The sequence below is a fragment of the Paraburkholderia graminis genome (genome assembly GCF_003330785.1).
GTDB classification, from domain to species: Bacteria; Pseudomonadota; Gammaproteobacteria; order Burkholderiales; family Burkholderiaceae; genus Paraburkholderia; species Paraburkholderia graminis.
Genome location: NZ_CP024934.1, coordinates 2,187,118 through 2,208,565 on the forward strand (window position 1 = coordinate 2,187,118; position 21,448 = coordinate 2,208,565).

Below are 21,448 nucleotides of genomic sequence, written 5' to 3' on the forward strand. Positions count from 1 at the left end.
CGGCGGATATGTCGGCCGCCATTGTCCCAACGGGACAATCCCGCAGGACAACGGCGTCACATGAATAGGCGTTCCGGGACCCTTACTGCACGCCTTGGCTCGCCAAAAAGTCCTCGTAATTCCCGCCAAAGTCGTTCAGCGTGCCGTCCGTCTTCACTTCGATAATCCGGTTCGCCAGCCCGCTCACGAACTCGCGGTCGTGCGAGACGAAAATCAGCGTGCCTTCGAACTTGTCGAGCGCGATTTGCAGCGACTCGATCGATTCCATGTCCATGTGATTGGTCGGCTCGTCCATCATCAGCACGTTGTGGCGGCCGAGCATCAGCTTGCCCCAGATCATGCGGCCCTTCTCGCCGCCCGACAGCACCTTCACCGATTTGCGAATGTCGTCGGCATTAAAGAGCAGCCGCCCGAGCGTGCCGCGCACCATCTGCTCGTCGTCGCCTTCCTTGCGATAGGCGTCGATCCAGTCCATCAGCGTGACGTCTTGCGGAAACTCTTCGTACGTGTCCTGCGGCATATAACCGACGTTCGCGTTTTCCGCCCACTTCACCGTGCCGTGATCGAGCGGCAGATTGCCGAGCAGCGAGCGCAGCAACGTGGTCTTGCCCGCGCCGTTCTCGCCGATGATCGCAATGCGCTCGCCCGGCTGCACGCTGATGCTGAAGTTATTGAAGATGGTCCGCTCGTACTTCTTCGAAATGTTTTCGGCGACCACTGCGATGTTGTGCAGCTTCTTCTCGAACTCGAAACGGATAAACGGATTCTGCCGCGACGACGGCTTGAATTCCTCGATCTTGATCTTGTCGATCATCTTGAGACGGCTGGTTGCCTGACGCGCCTTCGACTTGTTCGCCGAGAAGCGGCGCACGAAGTCCTGCAGGTCGGCGACACGCTCCTTCGCCTTCGCATTCGCGTTCTGCTGACGCTCGCGCGCCTGCGTGCTCGCGAGCATGTAGTCGTCGTAGTTGCCCGGATAGACCTTCAGCGTGCCGAAGTCCATGTCGGCCATGTGCGTGCACACCTGGTTCAGGAAGTGTCGATCGTGCGAGATGATGATCATCGTCGAGTTGTACTGGTTGAGCACGTCTTCCAGCCAACGGATCGAGTTGATGTCCAGGTTGTTGGTCGGCTCGTCGAGCAGCAGCACGTCCGGCTTCGAGAACAGCGCCTGCGCGAGCAGCACGCGCAGCTTCCAGCCCGGAGCCACGTTGCTCATCGGACCGTTGTGATCTTCAATGGCGATGCCGATGCCGAGCAGCAGTTCGCCCGCGCGCGCTTCGGCGGTGTAGCCGTCGTATTCGGCGAACTTCGCTTCGAGCTCGGCGGCGTGCATGTAGTCGTCGTCGGTCGCGTCGGGGTTCGCGTAGATCGCGTCGCGCTCGGTCATCGCGGCCCACATTTCTGCGTGGCCCATCATCACGACGTCGAGCACGCGCACGTCTTCATACGCGAACTGGTCCTGGCGCAATTTACCGAGGCGCACGTTCGGCTCCAGCATGACGTTGCCGGAACTCGGCTCCAGGTCGCCACCGAGGATTTTCATGAAGGTGGACTTGCCGCAGCCGTTAGCACCGATCAGGCCATAGCGGTTCCCTCCCCCGAATTTGACCGAGATGTTCTCGAACAGGGGCTTTGGCCCGAATTGCATGGTGATGTTGGCAGTAGACAGCACGGCGCGTCCCTTTGAATGTGATATCGGCGAAAAACCCAATATTTTAGCAGGTTACCGGGATTTCAACCGGACGGGAATTCGGCGCGCGCCGCGCCCTGCTGGCTGGGGGCGTCCGGCGTATCGGGCATGCGACGTGCGATAGAACGCGTTCACACGGCGGCCGTGCGCAACCGTCCGCGTTACCTATACTTTTTGAACGCCAACGAAGATTAAAGGAGAGATTTCATGTCAGACCACGTCTACAAGCAGATCGAACTGACCGGCTCATCGACGAAATCGATCGACGACGCGATCAGCACCGCCATCGCCAAGGCGTCGAAAACGCTGCGCAATCTGCACTGGTTTGAAGTGACGGAAACGCGGGGCCAGATCGAAAACGACCGCGTCGCTTACTGGCAGGTGACGATCAAGGTCGGGCTGCGCATCGACGATTGAGGCAGAGCACGTCGCGCATGTGGCGCGCTGACGCCCAGCCCCACAAGCACAAAACCGTAAACCGAAAGAGCTGCCATCCGCCAACAACGGATGCAGCTCTTTCTCAACAAGTAATCAACCAGGCGAGCAGCACAACCCGCCCGGCATCACCCGCTTACTTCGGCAACGACCCGTCGACACCTTCGACATACCAGTTCAGCCGCTGCAACTCCGGGTCCGTCAGCGTCTTGCCGGCCGGCACCTTGACCGTGCCCGACTGATCCTTGATCGGACCGGCGAACACATCCCACTTGCCGCTCGCCAGTTCTTCGCGCTTGCCCGCAACCTTCTTCTGCGCGTCAGCCGGAATCGCCGACGTGTTCAGGTCCTCGAGATCGACCGCCTTCTGCGGAATGCCCCACCACACCGGATCGTTCTTCCACTTGCCGTCGAGCACCTGCTGGATCGCCGAGTTGTAGTACACGCCCCAGTGCGCGACCACCGAACCCAGATGCGCGCTCGGGCCGAACTTCTTCATGTCGGAATCCCAGCCGAAAGCATGCACGTGCTTCTCGGACGCGGTCGCGAGCGTCGCGCTCGAATCCGTGTTCTGCAACAGCACGTCGGCGCCCTGGCCGATCAGCGTTTCAGCGGCCTGCTTTTCCTTGCCGGGATCGAACCAGCTATTGATCCAGATGACCTTCGTATGCACCTTCGGATTCACCGAGCGCGCGCCGAGCGTGTACGCGTTGATGTTGCGGACCACTTCGGGAATCGGCACCGACGCGACGAAGCCGAGCGTGTTGGTCTTCGTCACATAGCCCGCGGCGACGCCGGCCAGATACGCGCCCTGGTACATGCGCACGTCGTAGGTGCCGAAGTTCGGCGCCTTCTTGTAGCCGGTTGCATGCAGGAACACCGTGTCCGGGAAGTCCTTCGCGACCTTCAGTTCGAAGTCCTGATAGCCGAAGCTCGAACCGATGATGACCTTGTTCCCCTTGTTCGCCAGATCGCGGAACACACGCTCCGAGTCCGCCGATTCCGGCACGTTCTCGATACGCGTGATCTTGATCTTGTTGCCGAACTTCGCTTCCGCTTCCTTCGATCCCTGGTCGTGCGCGAAGGTCCAGCCGGCATCGCCCGGATTGCCGAGATAGACGAACGCGACGCCCGGTGCATCCGCCGCCTGCGCGGATTGCGCGAATGGCGCCGTCACGGCTGCACCGAGCGCGAGCGAGGCGGCGCCCCATGCGAAAGCCGTCAGCAGATTCCTTTTCTTCATGTTTTCTCCAGTCGTGTGATTAGTCATTGAAACGTATGGCGATGTCTGGTTATGAAAGCGGCGCGTCAGCCCGCCGAGAAAAACGGCTTGCCGAGCGACGCCGGCGCATTCAGGCGAATCGTGTTCGGGTTGCGCGAAATCAGCACCAGCACGACGACCGTCGCGACATACGGCAGCATCGCGAGGAATTGCGTCGGCACGGGCACGCCGATCGCCTGCGCGTAGAACTGCAGGCCCGTGACCGCACCGAACAGCAGCGCGCCGATCAGCAAGCGCCCCGGCCGCCACGTCGCGAACACGACGAGCGCAAGCGCGATCCAGCCGCGGCCGGACGTCAGTTGCTCCTGCCACAAGTGCAGATTGACGATCGAGTAGTAGCCGCCCGCGAGTCCCGCCATGCCGCCGCCGAACGCGACCGCGCCATAGCGCACGCCGACCACCGGAAAGCCGACCGAATGCGCGACCTGCGGCGACTCGCCGACCGAGCGCAACACGAGCCCCGCGCGCGTGCGATACAGAAACCAGCCGATCGCCGCGAACATCGCAAACGCGAGGTAATCGAGCGGCGTCAGACTGAAAAGCGCGGGCCCGAGCACCGGAATCTTCGAGAGGCCCGGAATGGTCCACGTGTCGATGGTGGCGCGCACCGCCGCCGACGTGTACGGCTTGCCGACATACGCGGAGAGGCCAATGCCGAAGATCGTCAGCGAGAGGCCCGTGGCGACCTGGTTGGCGAGCATGGTCAGCGTGAGAAACGCGAACAGCAGCGACATCGCGAGACCCGCGCCAATCGCGGCAAGCACGCCGAGCCACGGGTTGCCGGTGATCGCGGTGACCGCGTAGCCGGTGACGGCGCCCATCAGCATCATGCCTTCGACGCCGAGGTTGAGAACGCCCGACTTTTCGGCGACGAGTTCGCCCGCGCCCGCGAACATCAGCGGGATCGCGGCGGTGACGGCGCTCGACGTGAGCGCGCTGGCTTGTTGAATATCCATGAATGGCGTGAGCGAAGCGGTGAGCGGGTCAGTGGGCTTGCGCGGCAACGGAGCGCCGGCGCACACGGTAATTCACGAACAGATCGGCGCCGAGCAGGCAGAACAGCAGCAGCCCCTGGAACACGCCGGAGAGCGCCTGCGGCAATTGCATCGAGGTCTGCACCGCTTCGCCGCCGAGATACAGCAGCGCCATCAGCAGACTGGCGAGCACGATGCCGAGCGGATGCAGCCGTCCGACGAACACCACGATGATCGCGGTAAAGCCGTAACCCGGCGACCACGTCGCCTGCAACTGACCGATCGGCCCGGCGATCTCGCCCATGCCGGCAAGACCCGCAAGGCCGCCGCTGATGAGGAGCGACATCCAGATGGTTTTTTTGTCGGAAAAACCGGCGTAGCGCGCGGCCAGCGGCGCGAGACCGCCGACGTTCATCCGGTAGCCGGCGAAGCTCTTGCGCATGAAGATCCACACCAGCGGAATCGCGATCAGCGTGACGAACACGGACGCGTTCAGCCGCGTGCCGCGCAGCCATTTCCAGTGCCAGTCGCCGTAAAACGTCGGATAAAGCGCGTCGCCGCTGAACATCTCCGAGAGGGGAAAATTCATGCCCTGCGGATCGCGCCACGGGCCGCTCACCAGATAGATCAGCAACTGCGTCGCGACGTACGTGAGCATCAGGCTTACGAGAATTTCGTTGGTGTTGAAACGGCTCTTGAGCAGCGCGGGAATCGCCGCCCACAGCATGCCGCCGATCACGCCGGCCAGCATCATCAACGGCAGAATCCACCAGCCGCTCGCCTGATCGAAATAAATCGCGACGCCGCTCGCGGCAATGCCGCCGAGCAGCATCTGCCCTTCGGCGCCGATATTCCACACGTTCGCGCGATAACCGATCGCGAGGCCGAGGCCGATCAGGCACAACGGCGACGCCTTCAGCAGAAGCTCGGACCAGCCGTTCACGCTCGACAGCGGTTCGATGAAAAACGCGTGCATGGCTTGAAGCGGATCGCGGCCGACCAGCCCAAAGATCACGAAGCCGATGGCGAGCGTGAGCAACGCGGCGATCAGCGGCACGGCGATCTGCATGGTGCGCGAGGGCGTCGTGCGCGCTTCGAGTCGATACGGAAGAATCATGAGTAGCGTGTCGTGTTGTCGGGTTCTGTTATTGGACGCAAGGCGCGCATAAACGCACGGATAAACGCGTGGACAGGCGCGGTTCAGGCATGCGCCGGCTGTTCCGCCGACGGCGCCGCGCCTTCGCGGCCGCCGAAAAGCCCCGCCATCCAGCGGCCGATTTCCTCGGCGTTGGTCGCGCCTGTCGCGCGCACCGGCGAGAGTCTGCCGCCCGCGAGCACTGCGATCCGGTCGCAGATGTCGAACAGTTCCTCCAGCTCTTCGGAAATGACGAGGATCGCCACGCCGCGCGCCGACAGATCGAGCAACTGCTGACGAATGAACGCGGCCGCGCCGACGTCGACGCCCCACGTCGGCTGCGCGACCACCAGCACCTTCGGCGCCTGCAAGATCTCGCGGCCCACGATGTACTTCTGCAGATTGCCGCCCGACAGACTCTGCGCGAGCGCTTCGGAACCGCCGCAACGCACGTCGAACGCTTCGATACAGCGCTTCGCAAACGCACGCATCGCGCCCGCGTTGATCCAGCCCGAGCGCACCATCTTCTGCCGATGCCCGGTCAGCAGCGCGTTTTCAGCGAGCGTCATCGCGGGCACTGCGCCGCGGCCAAGCCGCTCTTCCGGAACGAAGCCGAAACCGAGCGCGCGCCGCGCGCCCGCGCCGAGACGGCCCGCGGGCTTGCCGCAGATCGTCACCGCATCGGCGCGCACGCCCCGCTTCTCACCCGACAACGCCGACAGCAACTCCGCCTGACCATTGCCCGACACGCCCGCAATGCCGAAGATTTCGCCCGCGTGCACGGCGAACGACACGTTATCGAGCGACGTGCCGAACGGGTCGTCGCTTGCCACCGAAAGCGCCTTCACTTCGAGCAGCACGTCGCCGGGCTTGTGCTCGCGGCGCGTGTAATCGGGCAGCGAGTGGCCCACCATCAGTTGCGCGAGCGATGCATGCGTTTCCTGTTTAGGCTTCACATGGCCCGTCACGCGACCGCCGCGCATCACCGTGGCCGTGTCGCACAGTTCCTGGATTTCGTCGAGCTTGTGGCTGATGTAGAGAATGCTGCAGCCTTCGGCCGCGAGCCGCCGCAGCGTCGCGAACAGCTTGCGCACCGCTTGCGGCGTGAGCACGGACGTCGGTTCGTCCATGATGAGCAGCCGCGGGTTCTGCAGCAGGCAGCGCACGATCTCCACGCGCTGCCGCTCGCCGACCGTCAGGCTATGCACGTGACGCTGCGGGTCGATGTCGAGGCCGTAGTCGGCGGACACTTCGCGAATGCGCTTGGACAGCGCTTTCAGATCGAACGGTTCGTCGAGTGCGAGCGCAATGTTTTCGCCGACCGTGAGCGTCTCGAACAGCGAAAAGTGCTGAAACACCATGCCGATGCCGAGCTTGCGCGCGGCCGCGGGACTCGCGATGTCGAGCGCCTCGCCTTCCCAGTGAATCTCGCCTGCGTCGGGCCGCACGGCGCCGTAGATGATCTTCATCAGCGTGCTCTTGCCCGCGCCGTTTTCGCCGAGCACCGCATGGATCTCGCCCGGCGCGACGATCAGCGTGACGTCGTCGTTGGCTCGCACGGCCGGATACTGTTTGGTGATGCCCTTGAGCATCAACCGGGGCGCCGCCTGTTCCGGCCTGGGTTCCGATCCGGCTGCCGGCTGCGCGGCGGCGCCGTCGCTATAAGAAGAGTCGCTCATGTGATTCCGTAGTGCGTCAGTGACTGCGGTCGCCGTGCGTTCGCCCACCTTCCCGGCGGCCGATCCGTCACCACAACCGGATGACAATACCTAATTCGCCCCGCTCAGTCGAGCCGACAAAATTCGCTGAAACCCGCGCCACAGCAAGCTCTGCGGGTATGCCTCCCTTGACGCCGTTTTTCGTTCATATTAAAACGCATATACCCCTGCACCCCATCGATCAGCCAGAACATATATTTCGGAGAAGTCATGAGTCAGCAACGCGAGGCGATCGATACCTATCTTTTACGCGTCTTGCACACCCTGTTGATGGAACGCAGCGTCACGCGCGCGGCCGTCAAACTGAATCAATCGCAACCGGCCATTAGCGCCGCGCTGCGCCGCCTGCGCGACATCACCGGCGACCCGCTGCTGGTGCGCGGCAAATCCGGCATGGTGCCCACCGAGTACGGCCTGCGCCTGCTCGAACCGGTGCAGAACGCACTGCGCGAAATCGAGCGCATCAAGTTCCAGCAACACAACTTCGATCCGGCGACGTCGATCCGCTGCTACCGGATCGGCTGCCCGGACTACCTCAACGTGCTGTTCGTGCCGACGGTGGTCGAACGCTTTCGCCAGGCCGCGCCGAACGCGACGCTCGAATTTCATTCGCTCGGCCCCGCGTTCGACTACGAACTCGCGCTCGAAGACGGCAAGCTCGACATCGTCGTCGGCAACTGGCCGGAGCCGCCCGAGCAGCTGCATCTGTCGAACCTGTTCGTCGACCAGATCGTCTGCCTGATGAGCAACACGCATCCGTTCGCGAAGCGCGGCGGGCTCACGCTCGATCAGTATCTGAACGCGCCGCATCTCGCGCCAACGCCGTATTCGGTCGGCCAGCGCGGCGCCATCGACGTGCATCTCGCGCGCGAGCGTTTGAAGCGCCATGTGGTCGTCACGCTGCCGTACTTCAATCTCGCGCCGTACGTGCTGATCAAATCGGATCTGATCTTCACGACGACGCGTCTCTTCGCCGATTACTACGCCAAGTTTTTGCCGCTGACCGTGGTGCCCGCACCGCTCGATTTTCCGCCGATGCAGTACTACCAGCTCTGGCATGAGCGCGTTCACTACTCCGACGAAGTGCGCTGGCTGCGCAGCCTCGTCGCGGAAGCGACCAGGACGTTGATCGACAAGCCTTGAAGCTTTTGTGGCCGCGCGAGCGGTCGACGGCGATTTCGTGCATCTGCATCCCCGCACGCGGCCGCCTTTTGCCTTCGCCTCACACCGCGGCTTCGTAAAGCGCCTTCGCCAACCGGTTGTGCCGCTCGATGACCGGTCCGAGTTCCAGCGTCGTCAACTGTCCGTCCTTCACCACGACCTTGCCGCCGATCACGCTATGGCTCACCTGCGGCGGCGCGCAGAACACCAGCGCCGCCACCGGATCGTGCAACGCGCCGGCGAAGAGCGGTTGACGCAAATCGAACGCGACAAAGTCGGCCGCCATGCCCGGCGCGAGCGCGCCGATGTCGTCGCGATTCAGAACCTTCGCGCCGCCGAGCGTGGCGATCTCCAATGCTTCGCGCGCGGTCATCGCATCCGGCCCAAAGCCGACGCGCTGCAACAGCAGCGCCTGGCGCACTTCGGCGACCATCTGCGCGCCGTCGTTCGACGCCGAGCCATCCACGCCGAGACCCACCGGCACACCCGCGAGCCGCATCCGCTTGATCGGCGCGATGCCGGACGCGAGCCGCATGTTCGAGCACGGACAATGCGCGACGCCCGTGCCGGTTCGCGCGAACAGTTCGATGCCGGCGTCGTCGAGTTGCACGCAGTGCGCGTGCCATACGTCGCGCCCGACCCAGCCCAGGTCTTCCGCATATTGCGCGGGCGTCATGCCGAATTTCTCGTGGCTATAGGCAACGTCGTTCGTGTTCTCGGCGAGGTGCGTGTGCAGCGATACGCCGTAGTGCCGCGCCATCACCGCCGATTCGCGCATCAGATCGCGGCTCACCGAAAACGGCGAGCATGGTGCAACGACGACGCGCAGCATCGCGTAACGCTCCTCGTCGTGGTAACTCTCGATGAGCCGCTGCGTGTCCTTCAGAATGTCCGCCTCGCGCTCCACGACCGAATCCGGCGGCAGGCCGCCGTCCTTGCGCCCCACGCTCATGCTGCCGCGCGCCGCATGAAAACGCATGCCGATGCGGCGCGCCGCGACGATGCTGTCGTCGAGCCGGCTGCCGTTCGGATAGATATACAAGTGATCGCTCGACGTCGTGCATCCCGAGAGCAACAGCTCGGCCATTGCGGTCAACGTCGAAATTTCGATCATCTCCGGCGTGAGGTTCGCCCACACCTTGTAGAGGCTCGTGAGCCAGCCGAACAGCTCGGCGTTCTGCGCGGCGGGCAGCGCGCGCGTGAGGCTCTGGTACATGTGATGATGCGTGTTCACGAGGCCGGGAATCACCAGATGTCCGCGCATGTCGAGCACTTCGTCGGCGGTGGGCGGCAGTTCCGCCGTCGGCCCGACCGCGACGATGCGGTTGTCCTCGATATACAAGCCGCCGTCGCGCAGTTCGCGCCGTGCGCCGTCCATCGTGACGAGCACGTCGGCGTGCTTGACCAGCATCGTTCTGTTCGGTTTGTTCGTATTGTTGGTTTCTTGTGCTGCCTGTTCCATCGTCATCCGCTTTCTCCGCCTGATTGCTTCCGTGCAAAGTCGTTCGAACGCGATGTGACCGCGCGTGAGCCGTGTCGCCGCGCCGCCGCGTCCCGTCGAACGCCGTTGGCCCGGTTACCCGGCGTGCTCCGCCGTCTTCGGGACGTGTGCCGCGCATAAGCCTTGAGTTGCTCGGGCCTTATTGCTGCGGCGCACAGACGTAACCTTCGACGGCCAAAATAACGCTGGCAACTCGCGCCGTTGCGATAACCATCCTCAGGCCGGCGATATAGTCGGTCATTTTTGACGACGGTACGATCCAACGGGGATCGTCTACACGGCAAGGCCGCGCGAACGCATCCGCCGAGGATTTCAGCAGACTGTCGTTCATGCGCCAGCTATTATCTTTCTTATCGCGCGCGCGCTCGACAGAACAAGTTTTTACAATGGCTGCCACGGCGCTCGCTTCAATTCGCCGACGGGTATGTAGCCACTGACGTGGAGCCTCGATCCGCCGCAACGTATCTGGATCGGGCTGCCGCCGAAACCTCGCAAACACACAAGGAAAACTGCGAATGGGAAAGCTCACTACCCATGTGCTCGACACCGCGAACGGCCGTCCCGGCGCGGGCATCAAGGTCGAACTCTTCGCGCTTTCGGGCGACACGCGCCGCGCGCTGAAAACCACTCTCACCAATGACGACGGCCGCTGCGACGAACCGCTGCTGCAAGGCGACGCGCTGGTTCCGGGCGAGTACGAACTCGTGTTCGCCGCGGGCGATTACTTCGCGTCGATCGGCACCAAGGTGCCCGAGCCGCGTTTTGTGGATCGCGTCGTGTTGCGCTTCGGTATCGCCGATGCCAACGCGCACTATCACGTGCCGCTGCTCGTATCGCCGTGGTCGTACAGCACTTATCGCGGCAGCTGATCGATCGGGAACCGCAAAAGCGTGCGGTCGATTGCAGAAGCGCAATAACAAACCTTAGAGACGAGTGAACGACGACGCCGTGCGAACTGAGCGCACCGCGTCTTTCACCCCGCAGTCCGCGGGGCGGCGTGACGCACACCACGCCGCCGCGCGAGCAACGAATCAGAAGTGGAGGAGTTTCATGGAAGGCTTTATCACCGACTGGTTGAATCTCGCGATTCGCTGGTTTCACGTCGTCGCCGCAATCGCATGGATCGGCGAGTCGTTCTATTTCGTCGCCCTCGACAACAGCCTGAAACCGCCGCAGGACCCGAACCAGCGCAAGCGCGGCGTGTTCGGCGAACTGTGGCATGTGCACGGCGGCGGCTTCTACAACATGCAGAAGTACACTGTCGCGCCGCCGGAAATGCCGGACGACCTGCACTGGTCGAAGTGGCCGTCGTACACGACGTGGCTGTCGGGCTTCGGGCTTTTCACGGTGCTGTATCTGTTCTCGCCGTCCACGTATCTGATCGACAAAAACGTGCTCGACATGGGCCCCGTGGTCGCGGTCGCGTCGGCGCTCGGTTTTCTCGCCGCCGGCTGGATCGTCTACGACTCGCTGTGCCGCCTTCTCGGCAACAAGGACAAGGTGCTCGGCATCTGCGTCGGCGTGTATGTGCTGATCGCGGCGTGGCTCGCGTGCCATATCTTCGCGGGTCGCGCGGCGTATCTGATCATGGGCGCGATGCTCGCGACCATCATGTCGGCCAACGTGTTCTTCGTGATCATTCCGGGCCAGCGCAAGATGGTCGACGCGATGCTCAAGGGCGACACGCCGAACCCGATCTACGGCAAGCGCGGCAAGCAGCGCTCGGTGCACAACACGTATTTCACGTTGCCCGTCGTCTTCGCGATGCTGTCGAATCACTACGCGATGACGTACACGCATCCGCACAGCTGGGCGGTGCTCGTCGTCATCATGCTGGCCGGCGCACTGATCCGTCAGTTCTTCGTGATGCGTCATCGTGGCCAGGTGCTGTGGTATTTGCCGCTCGCCGGCATCGCGCTGATGTTCGGCGCCCTCTTCTGGACGATGCCCAAGCCGATGGTCCCGCAGGCGCAAGCGGCGAATGCGCCGACGGTGAAAGTGGCCGACATCGCGCCGGTGTTGCAGCAGCGTTGCGTGGCATGCCACTCCGCGCATCCGACGATGATGGGCAGCGCGCCTGCTGGGGTGTTGCTCGATACGCCGGACGAGATCTCGCAGAACGCGCAGCGGATTTATCAGCAAGCGGTGACGCTGAAGGCGATGCCGCTTGGCAATGTCACGCATATGACGGACGACGAACGGATGAAGATCGCTGCGTGGTTCGAGGGGGGTGCGGCGAAGTGATGGCGGGACTGGGCCTTTGCCGGATGTGAGGTCGTTGGGGCCGAGGTCGCTCAGCATCATGGAGCGGGCTTTTCGCGGAAGCGGGAAGCCCGTTTTTTGTTTGCTGCGCGGTGATGGTTGAATTGCTTGCTGGACGCTTCCTCTGTCCCGCAGGCATTCTGTACGGCCTGCTGCCGGTCGACGTTGGTTTCACCAGTCATGGCCGCAGCCGAGGCGCCGGCTAACGCACGTTCTCAGTGATGCCGCCGCTGGCCAAGTCGAAGCCGACTCGCCGATGTTGAGGACCGTCAAAAACCAAAAGAGCCCACGGCATTTCTGCCATGAGCTCCTTACCATCATCCTGCTCGTCAATTGCCAATTACGCCGGAACAGGAACGCTAAACCGCCACCCCACTCAACGCATCCTCAGTCAACCACAGCGGCTCCACAAGATCCTGCTCGTTAAGATTAAGCCCCTCCCCGCCGCGATCGACGACGATAAAGTCGCTCACTTCGCCCAACGCGATCAGCGGATGGTGCCAAACCCCCTTCGCATAATTAACGCCCTGCCAACCGCTCGTCACGAATGCGCGAATCTTCGATTCGTCGAGATCACCCGCGGGCGCGACCACCACCAGATACGGCTTGTCGTTCAGCGGCACGAAAGCCTGACTGCCGAGCGGATGCCGTTCGAGCATCTTCACTTCGAACGGAAGCGTGCGCGGCTGTCCGCGAAACAGGTTGATCAGCGTGCGGCCGTTCTCGTCCGTCACGTCCACCTTTGCGAGGTCGTGATAGCGGATCGTCGTGCCGAGGTTGATCGGGATCTGCTTCGCGCCCTCGAGTTCGATCACGTCGCCGAACGCGGCGAACGCTTCCTTCGTCAATGGTTCGATAGCGAGCGTTTTCATGATGCCAGCGTGCCCCACAAACGCAGACGCGATACGCCGCCGTCCGGAATGATGTTAAAGCGCACGTGCGTCACCGGACCGAGCGCCGCGATCTCGCTTTCGAAGTAATGCTGCTTGTCCATTTGCAGCTTCTGCTCGCCGAGCAGCACGGGCCAGAACATCGCTTGCGTGATCAGCGAACTGTCCGTGCCGCCCGTCACATACGCGGCCTGAATCGAGCAGCGGTCCGGATAGTTGCCCTTGAAGTGCGCGGTGTCGACTTCGATCTTCGAGATCACGCCCGGCTGTGCCAGCGCGACGATCGCCCAGTCGTTGCCCGGTTCGCGACGGCGCCGCGTTTCCCAGCCGTCGCCCATGTTCACGCCGCGGCCCGGCATCAGAATCGTCGACGCCGCGCCGAAGTGCTGATTGTTCGCCGCGACCAGATACGCGCCGTTCTCCATCGCGGCGAGGTCGAATTGCTGCGTGCGGCTGGCGCCCGCCCAGTCGACTTGCGGCTGACCGTACACACGCAGCCGCGCAATGCCGCCATCCGGATAGATGTTCACGCGCAAGTGCGTGTACGCATTCGTGTCGCCGACTTCGAGATAGTGATGGCTGTTGCCTTGCAACGTGATCGACGGCACGATTTCGGTCCATTGCGTCGACTGATTCGGCACGCCGTCCACCACGCGCGCGGCTTCGACGGAAGCGGCCGGCGGAAAGTTACCGGTGAAGTGGCTCGTGTCGAGATCGAGTCCCTTGATCACGCCCGGACGCGCGAGCTTGACGACGCACCAGTCGTAGCCGGTCACGCGCTTGCGGCGCGTTTCCCAGCCGTCCATCCACTTGCCGTGCTCGTCGTACTTGCCTGGAATGAAGACGGCCGGCTCCGGGTTCAGCATGCGGTCCTTCGGCGCGAAGAATTCGTCGCTGGCCTCGAGCGCCTGCGCGCCCAGGCGCGGGTCCGCCAGATTCACGTAACGCCGCGTGAATTCGGGTGCGTTGGGGTCGAGAGTCGGGAGTGCCATCTTTGTCTTCCTTGATGTGTTTGTTAGTGCGAGAAAACGTTCCGTGAAGCCGCGCGTTGATTCAAACGTCCATTCACGCGCTAATCAGGTCTTCGAGCCGGAAACGTGCGATACGGTAGATCTGATCGAGGCTCGCGCGCAGTTCGTCGGCGCGGCTGTTGTTCACGCGCGCCTCGAAGTTCGCGATGATGCCGTGACGGTCATAACCGCGCACCGCGAGAATGAACGGAAAGCCGAACTTCTCGCGATACGCCGCGTTCAGCGCAAGCAGCCTGTCGAACTCTGCCTGCGTGCATTGCGCAAGGCCCGCGCCGCTTTGCTCGCGCGTGGATTCCGCGGTGAGTTCGCCGCGCACCGCCGCCTTGCCCGCGAGCTCCGGGTGCGCATTGATCAACGCGAGCTGCTTGTCTTCGCCCGCCGTCTCGACAATCTTCGACATCTTGCGATGCAGCTCGTCGATGCTCGCAAATGGCCGCTCATTTGCGGCGATTTCCGCGACCCACGGCGAGTGCTCGAAGATGCCCGAGAGCGCCGCGACGAATGCGTCGGTGGAAACGGTGTTGAGTTGGTCCAGTGTGTATTGCATCGCCTTCATGCCGCCGCCTCGCGGTTGTTTTGCTGATACGGATGATGTTCGCGCCAGTGCCGCGCGATGTCGACGCGCCGTGTCACCCAGACGCGATCGTGCTGTTCGATATGGTCGAGAAAACGCTGCAGTCCGCGGAAACGCCCAGGGCGTCCGAGCAGCCGGCAGTGCATGCCGATCGACAGCATCTTCGGCGCTTCGTCGCCTTCTTCGTAGAGCACGTCGAACGCATCGCGCAGGTACGTGAAGAAGTGGTCCGCGGTGTTGAAGCCCTGCGGGCTCGCGAAGCGCATGTCGTTGGTGTCGAGCGTGTACGGCACGATCAGTTGCGGCACGGTCGAGCCGCCTGTGACCTCGACGTCCATCCAGAACGGCAGGTCGTCGCCGTAGTAATCGGAGTCGTATAGAAAGCCGCCGTATTCGGCGACGAGCCGATGCGTGTTCGGACTGTCGCGGCCGGTGTACCAGCCAAGCGGCCGCTCGCCGGTGACGCGCTCGATCGCCTGCATGCCGAGCCGCATATGCTCGGCTTCTTTTTCCGGCGATACGTCCTGATAGTGAATCCAGCGATAGCCATGACACGCGATCTCATGGCCGAGTTCGACGAATGCACGCGCCACTTCGGGATGCCGTTCGATCGCCATGCCCACGCCGAACACGGTGAGCGGCAAGCCGCGCTTTTCGAATTCGCTCAGAATGCGCCACACGCCCGCGCGCGAGCCGTATTCGTAGATCGACTCCATGCTCATGTGACGCGCCGGATACGCAGCCGCGCCGACGATCTCCGACAAGAACTGCTCGGAGCCGGGGTCGCCGTGCAGCACGCAATTTTCACCGCCCTCCTCGTAGTTGAGGACGAATTGCACGGCGACGCGCGCTCGCCCTGGCCAGTTGGCCTGCACGGGGTGGCGGCCGTAGCCGATCAGATCGCGTGGATAGTTGGGGTCGAGTGGCATGGTTTGACGAATGCGTAGTGACGATACGTGTGGGCTCGCGAAGCGCGCTGCAGGATCTGTTGAAGCCTTGTGCGGCGCCGCCGCGATAACCGTCGCGACGGCCACCGAGATGGCCACCGAGATGGCCACCACAACGGCCACCACAAGGCAGCGCACAGCACGTCGGACGGCCCGCGGCGAGTTGGACCAGTGTAGCGAAAACGCGTTGGTGCGCCCATACACCGGCGCAGATAGTGCGTGTCAGACTGAATGTATGTGCGGCTCTGCTTCGCTGGTGTTTACCCGCAGCGAATCGGCATGGCTCACGCGCGGCGGCGCGGGATTCGGGTCCGCTGCCGACGGACTGAACGATTCCAGCGCGCCGTCATAGCGCTTGGGCAATGGCCGCGCATAGTCGCCGCGCTTGGCGGTCGACAGCCGCAGTGCGACGAGCGCTTCCGTCCACTTGACGGCGGCCGTCACGCCTTCGATCACCGGCGCGCCGAGCGCGTCCTCGATCTCCGCGCACAACTCGGCCATGCCCGCGCAGCCGAGCACGATTGCATCGGAACCGTCTTCGGCCAGCGCCCGCCGGCATTCGTCGAGGATGATGCGGCGCGCCGCCGAGCCAGGCTTGTCGAGGTCGAGCACGGCGACGTCGGTCGCGCGCACGTTGCGGCAAAAACGCCGCATGCCGTAACGCTCGGCGAGATGCCACGCCATGCCGCAAGTGCGCGCAAGCGTCGTGACCACCGAAAAGCCCGGCGCGAGCACGCTCGCCGCGTGCATGGCCGCCTCCGCGATGCCGATCACCGGGCCACGCGCGAGCTCGCGCGCCGCGTAGAGACCAGGGTCGCCGAAACACGCGATCACGTAGCCGTCGCAGCCCTCGCGCTCGCCCGCCATCACTTCGGCGAGCAGGCCCGGCGTCGCGAGCGCTTCGTCGTAATAGCCTTCAATGGACGGCGGCCCCATCGTCGGACTGACCGCGATCACCTCGGTGCCCGGCGCGGCGACTTCGCGCGCGCAGCGGCCCATTGCATCGGTCATGCGTTGGGTCGTGTTCGGGTTGATCAGTTTGATACGCATCTCGTCTCCTCTTTCGACTGCATGGGCAATGCACCGGCACTGCCCTTCACCTACCGAAGCTCAGCGTGCCAGCAGGCGATAGAACAACGCCCCAAAACCCGCGCCGATGAACCACGAGAAGTTCGCCATGCCGTCGAGCGACGGCACCATCACGCACAACACGGCGATCAGCGCGGCCGGCAACAACGCGGCAACGGCCCGATAGTTGACGCCGTTGCGATACCAGTACGAACCCGTCGGCGCGACCGTGTACAGATCGTCGAGCACGATCTTCTGGCGCTTCACGAGGTAGTAATCGACGATCAGGATTCCGTACAAAGGTCCGATGAAGCTGCCGAGCACATCCAGCGTGTAGTGAATCACGGCCGGGTTATTGAACAGATTCCACGGCGTGATGAAGATCGACGCAACCGCCGCGAGCATGCCGCCCGCGCGCCAGCTAATGAGCCGCGGCGCGACGTTCGAGAAGTCGAAGGCCGGCGAAACGAAGTTCGCGACGATGTTGATGCCGATGGTCGCAATCGTGAAAGTCAGCGCGCCGAGAATCACGGCGGTCGGATAGTCGATGCGGCCGACCGTTTCCACCGGGTCCGTAATCAGTTGACCGAACACCGGCAGCGTGGCCGCCGTCGTAATCACCGTGACGAGCGAGAACGCGAGAAAGTTGACCGGCAGTCCCCAGAAGTTGCCGCGCTGCACGCTGCGAAAGCTCTTGCCGTAGCGCGAAAAGTCGCCGAAATTCAGCATCGGCCCGGAGAAGTAGGACACCACCAGCGAGGTCGCCGTGATCATCACCGGCAGCACTTCCATGCCGTGATATTTGACGCCGCCCAGATTGATGCCGATGTTGCGCCAGCCCGCGCGATACACCATGTAACCGGCGAGGATGAACATCACGACATAAACGGCCGGACCCGCGAAGTCGATAAACTTCTTGATCGTCTCCATGCCGTGCCAGAACACCAGCGCCTGTAACACCCAGAGCAGCATGAAGCCGGACCAGCCGAGCGTCGAGAGGCCCATAAAGCCATGACGATGCACGTCCGCGTACGGCAGCAGTTGCGGCACGAACTTCAACACGACGATCACCAGCGCACTCGACGCGAGATACGTCTGGATGCCGTACCACGCGACCGCGATCAGCCCGCGAATCACGGCGGGAACATTGGCCCCGAGCACGCCGAAAGTCGCGCGACATGCGACCGGATACGGCACGCCGTTCGCCTGGCTCGGCTTCGCGATCATGTTGCACAACACGTTGACGATGCCGATGCCGACGAGCAGCGCAATCAGCACCTGCCAGCTCGTCAGACCGAGCGCGAAGAGACTGCCGGCGAACACATAACCGCCCACGCTGTGCACGTCCGACATCCAGAACGCGAAGATGTTGTAGGCGCCCCAGGTCTGGTGACGCAGCGGCGCGAGATCCTCGTTGTATAAGCGCTCGCTGTAGCCGGCCGGCATGGCGGGATTGCCGGATGCGTCGCCGTCTGCATAAGGGGGGATTGCGGAACTGCCGGGCGCTGCACTGAACTGAGCCATGATTCCTCCTTGTGATGGGACCGTCGATTGCGAATCGAAGGGCAATGCATTGGCCATGCCACTTGCGGCTTTGCTGCCGGTCCCGCGCCTGCTGTCGTTGCAAGCGCAACAGACTCGGGCCGCCGCGATGGCCACGCCGCGGATGTCTCCGTACTGAAGTACTTGTGGTTATCGCATTGCCGGCGTTCCGCGGACGTCCGGCAATGGGTCTGCTGCTACTTTCGTCCGGCGCGTTGGCGACGGACGCGCGTGCGCCGGCCGGCAGCGCCCGCGCCGGGCCGCCTTGCAACGCTCGCTCTATCGGTTCAGTTCAGTGCGGCGCGCACCAGCAACGGGCGCACGCCGGCCGCTTGCCTCAGCTTGGCGCGGACTTGCGTTTGGATAACGCTTTGGGTGATTCTTCACGCGATGTTTTCGCGGCGCCGCGTGGTGCGCCGCTCATTGCGCCGCTGCTTGCGCCGCTTATGCCGCTCATGCCGCTCATGCCGCTCATGCCGCCGCTCAGCGCGCCGAATACTTCATGCAGGTCGGCTGCGCCGCGTGCGGGCCGCTCCAGCATCTTCAACTCGACGCTTTGCAGATGGCGCGACATGAGTGCCGCCGCCTCTTTGGCATCGCCGGCGTCGAGCGCGGCGAGAATCGCTTCGTGGTCCTCGAACGAACACGGGCTTCGTCCAAGCGACTCGTACAACGCCGAGATCAGCGTGGAGCGCGCGACCAGTCCGTTCAGGCAATCGCACAGCACGGTGTTGCCGGTGAGTTGAGCCAGCTCCGTATGAAACTCGCCGGACAAACGAATCCACGACGAAAAGTCGCGCGTCTCGAACGCCTTGCGTTCGCGGCCGATCATGCCGCCGATGCTCTTTAACCGCCGCATGCCGTGTCCGTTGCAAATCTTTTCGACGACGGCCAGTTCGATGATGCGGCGCATCTCGAACACCTCATGCACTTCCTGAAGCGACGGACTCGCGACGAACGCGCCGCGGTTCGGCTCAAGATCCACGAGACGATCCGTCGCGAGTTGCGCCAACGCTTGCCGGATCGGACCACGCTTCACCGCGAATACTTCGCACAACTGTGCTTCGGTCAACTTCGCTCCGGGCGCCAACCGATGCTCGAGAATCGCGGCACGAATGCGCTCGGCAATTGCTTCGGGCTTCGAACTATTTACGCTGACGGATTCGGTGTCGGTGTCGGTGTCGGACATGATGTGTGTCTCGGTATGTTGGTCATATTAGGATGGACATAAAGATTGTCAACAATTTTTGCGGCGATCATCGACAATTTTTCGTGGTGCGGTGCGGCGTGAATTGGCCTGGGTGATTTGGCGGCTTTGTCAGCAAGGACGCGCCGCTCGGCCGGCGAGCACAGTCGCTGTCTTTGAGCGGCTATTTTGTCGACAAAATCGTTACTTCACCGCTGCCTTCGTTGCCCGAACGGGCGTTCGGATGAGGCCGTTAGTTGCGTTGACGCGCCATGAAAAACGGGCCGCAGCCCGCTTCTTAGGTGCCCGGGCATTCAACCCAGGAATGGATAGTTGGATAACGTCAGCCTGAAGCCGCGGGCGTCGGCGATGAGGTGCGCGTCGGCGCCCACAGGCAGCGTCACCATGTCCGGCACATGGCCGAACTGCAGGCCAGTGACGATCGGAATGCCGATCACCGATCTCATGTGCTCGATCATGGCTTGCAGGTCGTAGCCGTTGTCATAGTCATACAACTTGCCGCCCGAAAAATCGCCGAGCACGAGTGCCTGCTGCTGACCCAGGATGCCCGACAGATGCAATTGATAAAGCATCCGCTCGATACGAAACGGTTGCTCGTTGACGTCTTCGACAAACAGCACGCCGCCTTGCACTGGTGGCATGTACGGCGTGCCGATGAGCGACGTCAGCACCGCCAGATTGCCGCCCCACAAGGTGCCGGAGACGTCGACCGCGTGCGCTTGCGGGACGTTTCGCGCGATCGTCACGCTGGGCTTTGTCAGCGCGGACCAGAAGTGCTGCATCGTGAATTCGCTGACGTGTTCCGCGCCGAAGTCGCTCATCAGCATCGGCCCGCTGAACGTTTTCAGCCCGGCGCGCGCGAGGAGCGCCAACTGAATCGCCGTGAAGTCGCTATGGCCGACGAGCGCGACCGGTTGATCGGTCAGCCGGCGTTGCAGCCCGTCGTAATCGAGGCCGTGCAGGAGACGCATCGCGCCGTATCCGCCGCGCACGGCCAGCACAATATCGGGCAACGCGCGCGATGCATCCGCGAGCCGGTTCAGGTCCGCAGCGCGCTCGCCGTCCGTACCGCCGAAGCGCTGATAGCGACGCCGCGTCGCGTCGACGCCCTCCACCCGATGCCCTTGCCCGCGCAGGCGCTGCAACGCCCGATTCAGCACCTCGGAGTCAGGCGGGTAGCCGGACGGTGCGATCAGATCGAAGGTACGGTGGACAGTCATCGGCGGGACCTTGTTATGGTGTTGGCTGCGGTTGTTGGTTGCGGTTGTCGGCTGCGGTTGTTGGCTGCGGTTGTTGGCTGCGGTTGTTGGCTGCGGTTGTTGGTTGCGGTTGCTGATCGAGGTTGCTGGTTGGAGTTGTGCGCGCGGTTGCTGTTCAGAGCGGCTCGCCTGGCTTGCTTTGCGCACCGACGCCGGCGCGCGCCGCCGCCCGCGCTTCGCGGCTTGCGCGCCGCCGTTCCGCGAAGAACGACTTCAGTGCGGCGCCGCATTCGCTTTCGAGCACGCCGCCCGTTACCTCGGTGTGGTGATTCAACTGCGGGTTCGCGAACGCATCGACGACGCTCCCGCACGCGCCCGTTTTCGGATCGCGTGCGCCGAACACAACCCGGGCGATGCGCGCATGCATGATCGCGCCGGCGCACATCAAACACGGCTCGAGCGTCACATACAGTTCGCAGCCCGGCAAGCGATAGTTCTGCGCAACTTGCGCCGCGGCACGCAACGCGACCATCTCCGCATGCGCCGACGGATCGTGCGCGCCGATCGGATGGTTGAAGCCCGTCGCGATTACTTCGTCGCCGCGCACCAGCACTGCGCCGACGGGCACTTCGCCGGCCGCGCGCGCCTCTTCGGCGGCGGCCTGGGCGAGCGCCATGAAGCGGCGGTCGCGGTCGGAGATGGGGGTGGGGATGCCGGTGGGCGGTGCAGCCGGATCGCTTGCGGCGGTTGCGGCAGTTGCGGCAGTTGCGGCAGTTGCGGCAGTTGCGGCAGTTGCGGCAGTTGCCGGAGTTGCCGGAGTTGTGGCAGA

The 21,448-nt window shown here is 63.3% G+C and carries 20 protein-coding genes; 4 read left to right on the top strand and 16 right to left on the bottom strand.

What is annotated here, in order from left to right:
- Nucleotides 1-82 precede the first annotated feature (82 nt).
- The gene (locus tag CUJ91_RS09705) at nt 83-1,675 is read right to left on the bottom strand and encodes an ABC-F family ATPase (RefSeq protein ID WP_006051762.1); all 1,593 of its coding nucleotides are present in this window, start codon (nt 1,673-1,675) and stop codon (nt 83-85) included.
- Between the two features lie 225 nt (nt 1,676-1,900).
- Here CUJ91_RS09705 and CUJ91_RS09710 point away from each other — a divergent pair, with 225 nt between their 5' ends.
- Nucleotides 1,901-2,110: a dodecin gene (locus tag CUJ91_RS09710; RefSeq protein WP_006051763.1), complete on the top strand. Its 210-nt coding sequence runs from the start codon at nt 1,901-1,903 to the stop codon at nt 2,108-2,110.
- A gap of 154 nt (nt 2,111-2,264) precedes the next feature.
- Here CUJ91_RS09710 and CUJ91_RS09715 read toward each other — a convergent pair whose 3' ends face one another.
- From CUJ91_RS09715 to CUJ91_RS09730, 4 genes are all read right to left on the bottom strand, one after another.
- Nucleotides 2,265-3,371: a BMP family ABC transporter substrate-binding protein gene (locus tag CUJ91_RS09715; RefSeq protein WP_107706752.1), complete on the bottom strand. Its 1,107-nt coding sequence runs from the start codon at nt 3,369-3,371 to the stop codon at nt 2,265-2,267.
- Nucleotides 3,372-3,436: 65 nt separating this feature from the next.
- Nucleotides 3,437-4,366: an ABC transporter permease gene (locus CUJ91_RS09720; protein ID WP_029968638.1), complete on the bottom strand. Its 930-nt coding sequence runs from the start codon at nt 4,364-4,366 to the stop codon at nt 3,437-3,439.
- Between the two features lie 28 nt (nt 4,367-4,394).
- Nucleotides 4,395-5,501 (bottom strand): ABC transporter permease, encoded by a 1,107-nt coding sequence (locus CUJ91_RS09725; RefSeq protein WP_006051766.1) that lies wholly within the window; start codon nt 5,499-5,501, stop codon nt 4,395-4,397.
- 83 nt (nt 5,502-5,584) lie between these two features.
- Nucleotides 5,585-7,198: an ABC transporter ATP-binding protein gene (locus CUJ91_RS09730; RefSeq protein ID WP_107706751.1), complete on the bottom strand. Its 1,614-nt coding sequence runs from the start codon at nt 7,196-7,198 to the stop codon at nt 5,585-5,587.
- 249 nt (nt 7,199-7,447) lie between these two features.
- On the opposite strand from CUJ91_RS09730, the gene CUJ91_RS09735 reads away from it, so the two are divergent.
- Nucleotides 7,448-8,380 (top strand): LysR substrate-binding domain-containing protein, encoded by a 933-nt coding sequence (locus tag CUJ91_RS09735; RefSeq protein ID WP_006051768.1) that lies wholly within the window; start codon nt 7,448-7,450, stop codon nt 8,378-8,380.
- A gap of 79 nt (nt 8,381-8,459) precedes the next feature.
- Here CUJ91_RS09735 and CUJ91_RS09740 read toward each other — a convergent pair whose 3' ends face one another.
- A complete protein-coding gene (locus CUJ91_RS09740) occupies nt 8,460-9,866 on the bottom strand; it encodes an 8-oxoguanine deaminase (RefSeq protein ID WP_107706750.1) in 1,407 nt (468 codons plus the stop codon).
- A 172-nt stretch (nt 9,867-10,038) separates the two neighbouring features.
- On the bottom strand, nt 10,039-10,296 hold the full coding sequence (locus CUJ91_RS09745) for a hypothetical protein (protein WP_161966571.1): 258 nt from the start codon (nt 10,294-10,296) through the stop codon (nt 10,039-10,041).
- 118 nt (nt 10,297-10,414) lie between these two features.
- Between CUJ91_RS09745 and uraH the strand changes: the two genes are divergently transcribed.
- Nucleotides 10,415-10,768 carry a hydroxyisourate hydrolase gene (gene uraH, locus CUJ91_RS09750; protein WP_006051770.1) on the top strand — a complete coding sequence of 118 codons (354 nt, stop codon included), beginning with the start codon at nt 10,415-10,417 and terminating at the stop codon, nt 10,766-10,768.
- A gap of 181 nt (nt 10,769-10,949) precedes the next feature.
- Complete coding sequence (locus CUJ91_RS09755) at nt 10,950-12,143, top strand: urate hydroxylase PuuD (RefSeq protein ID WP_006051771.1); 1,194 nt, start codon at nt 10,950-10,952, stop codon at nt 12,141-12,143.
- Nucleotides 12,144-12,520: 377 nt separating this feature from the next.
- On the opposite strand, the gene CUJ91_RS09760 is transcribed toward CUJ91_RS09755, so the two are convergent.
- The 9 genes from CUJ91_RS09760 to tadA all read right to left on the bottom strand — a co-directional run bounded on the left by CUJ91_RS09760 (nt 12,521) and on the right by tadA (nt 21,331).
- Nucleotides 12,521-13,033 (bottom strand): ureidoglycolate lyase, encoded by a 513-nt coding sequence (locus CUJ91_RS09760; protein ID WP_107706748.1) that lies wholly within the window; start codon nt 13,031-13,033, stop codon nt 12,521-12,523.
- Complete coding sequence (gene alc, locus CUJ91_RS09765) at nt 13,030-14,043, bottom strand: allantoicase (protein WP_006051773.1); 1,014 nt, start codon at nt 14,041-14,043, stop codon at nt 13,030-13,032. Before alc ends, CUJ91_RS09760 begins: the two co-directional genes overlap by 4 nt.
- Before the next feature lie 73 nt (nt 14,044-14,116).
- Nucleotides 14,117-14,638: a 2-oxo-4-hydroxy-4-carboxy-5-ureidoimidazoline decarboxylase gene (gene uraD, locus CUJ91_RS09770; protein ID WP_107706747.1), complete on the bottom strand. Its 522-nt coding sequence runs from the start codon at nt 14,636-14,638 to the stop codon at nt 14,117-14,119.
- Nucleotides 14,635-15,585: an allantoinase PuuE gene (gene puuE / locus CUJ91_RS09775; protein ID WP_107706746.1), complete on the bottom strand. Its 951-nt coding sequence runs from the start codon at nt 15,583-15,585 to the stop codon at nt 14,635-14,637. Before puuE ends, uraD begins: the two co-directional genes overlap by 4 nt.
- Before the next feature lie 240 nt (nt 15,586-15,825).
- Nucleotides 15,826-16,653 (bottom strand): aspartate/glutamate racemase family protein, encoded by an 828-nt coding sequence (locus tag CUJ91_RS09780; protein WP_107706745.1) that lies wholly within the window; start codon nt 16,651-16,653, stop codon nt 15,826-15,828.
- A gap of 60 nt (nt 16,654-16,713) precedes the next feature.
- The gene (locus tag CUJ91_RS09785; protein WP_114156165.1) at nt 16,714-18,195 is read right to left on the bottom strand and encodes an NCS1 family nucleobase:cation symporter-1; all 1,482 of its coding nucleotides are present in this window, start codon (nt 18,193-18,195) and stop codon (nt 16,714-16,716) included.
- A gap of 355 nt (nt 18,196-18,550) precedes the next feature.
- Nucleotides 18,551-19,402, bottom strand: coding sequence for a GntR family transcriptional regulator (locus tag CUJ91_RS09790; RefSeq protein WP_107706744.1), 852 nt, complete (start codon nt 19,400-19,402; stop codon nt 18,551-18,553).
- Between the two features lie 311 nt (nt 19,403-19,713).
- On the bottom strand, nt 19,714-20,640 hold the full coding sequence (gene ldcA, locus CUJ91_RS09795) for a muramoyltetrapeptide carboxypeptidase (protein WP_053858191.1): 927 nt from the start codon (nt 20,638-20,640) through the stop codon (nt 19,714-19,716).
- A gap of 154 nt (nt 20,641-20,794) precedes the next feature.
- Nucleotides 20,795-21,331: a tRNA adenosine(34) deaminase TadA gene (tadA, locus tag CUJ91_RS09800; RefSeq protein ID WP_244231002.1), complete on the bottom strand. Its 537-nt coding sequence runs from the start codon at nt 21,329-21,331 to the stop codon at nt 20,795-20,797.
- Nucleotides 21,332-21,448 lie beyond the last annotated feature (117 nt).

Excerpts from the sequence above, each read along its gene's own strand:
- CUJ91_RS09725 (WP_006051766.1), bottom strand. The coding sequence starts at position 5,501 with ATGATTCTTCCGTATCGACTCGAAGCGCGCACGACGCCCTCGCGCACC.
- CUJ91_RS09790 (WP_107706744.1), bottom strand. The coding sequence starts at position 19,402 with ATGTCCGACACCGACACCGACACCGAATCCGTCAGCGTAAATAGTTCG.
- CUJ91_RS09785 (WP_114156165.1), bottom strand. The coding sequence starts at position 18,195 with ATGGCTCAGTTCAGTGCAGCGCCCGGCAGTTCCGCAATCCCCCCTTAT.
- CUJ91_RS09740 (WP_107706750.1), bottom strand. The coding sequence starts at position 9,866 with ATGACGATGGAACAGGCAGCACAAGAAACCAACAATACGAACAAACCG.
- CUJ91_RS09715 (WP_107706752.1), bottom strand. The coding sequence starts at position 3,371 with ATGAAGAAAAGGAATCTGCTGACGGCTTTCGCATGGGGCGCCGCCTCG.
- uraD (WP_107706747.1), bottom strand. The coding sequence starts at position 14,638 with ATGAAGGCGATGCAATACACACTGGACCAACTCAACACCGTTTCCACC.
- CUJ91_RS09710 (WP_006051763.1), top strand. The coding sequence starts at position 1,901 with ATGTCAGACCACGTCTACAAGCAGATCGAACTGACCGGCTCATCGACG.
- CUJ91_RS09780 (WP_107706745.1), bottom strand. The coding sequence starts at position 16,653 with ATGCGTATCAAACTGATCAACCCGAACACGACCCAACGCATGACCGAT.
- CUJ91_RS09730 (WP_107706751.1), bottom strand. The coding sequence starts at position 7,198 with ATGAGCGACTCTTCTTATAGCGACGGCGCCGCCGCGCAGCCGGCAGCC.
- ldcA (WP_053858191.1), bottom strand. The coding sequence starts at position 20,640 with ATGACTGTCCACCGTACCTTCGATCTGATCGCACCGTCCGGCTACCCG.
- CUJ91_RS09720 (WP_029968638.1), bottom strand. The coding sequence starts at position 4,366 with ATGGATATTCAACAAGCCAGCGCGCTCACGTCGAGCGCCGTCACCGCC.
- alc (WP_006051773.1), bottom strand. The coding sequence starts at position 14,043 with ATGGCACTCCCGACTCTCGACCCCAACGCACCCGAATTCACGCGGCGT.
- CUJ91_RS09760 (WP_107706748.1), bottom strand. The coding sequence starts at position 13,033 with ATGAAAACGCTCGCTATCGAACCATTGACGAAGGAAGCGTTCGCCGCG.
- CUJ91_RS09735 (WP_006051768.1), top strand. The coding sequence starts at position 7,448 with ATGAGTCAGCAACGCGAGGCGATCGATACCTATCTTTTACGCGTCTTG.
- CUJ91_RS09755 (WP_006051771.1), top strand. The coding sequence starts at position 10,950 with ATGGAAGGCTTTATCACCGACTGGTTGAATCTCGCGATTCGCTGGTTT.
- puuE (WP_107706746.1), bottom strand. The coding sequence starts at position 15,585 with ATGCCACTCGACCCCAACTATCCACGCGATCTGATCGGCTACGGCCGC.
- uraH (WP_006051770.1), top strand. The coding sequence starts at position 10,415 with ATGGGAAAGCTCACTACCCATGTGCTCGACACCGCGAACGGCCGTCCC.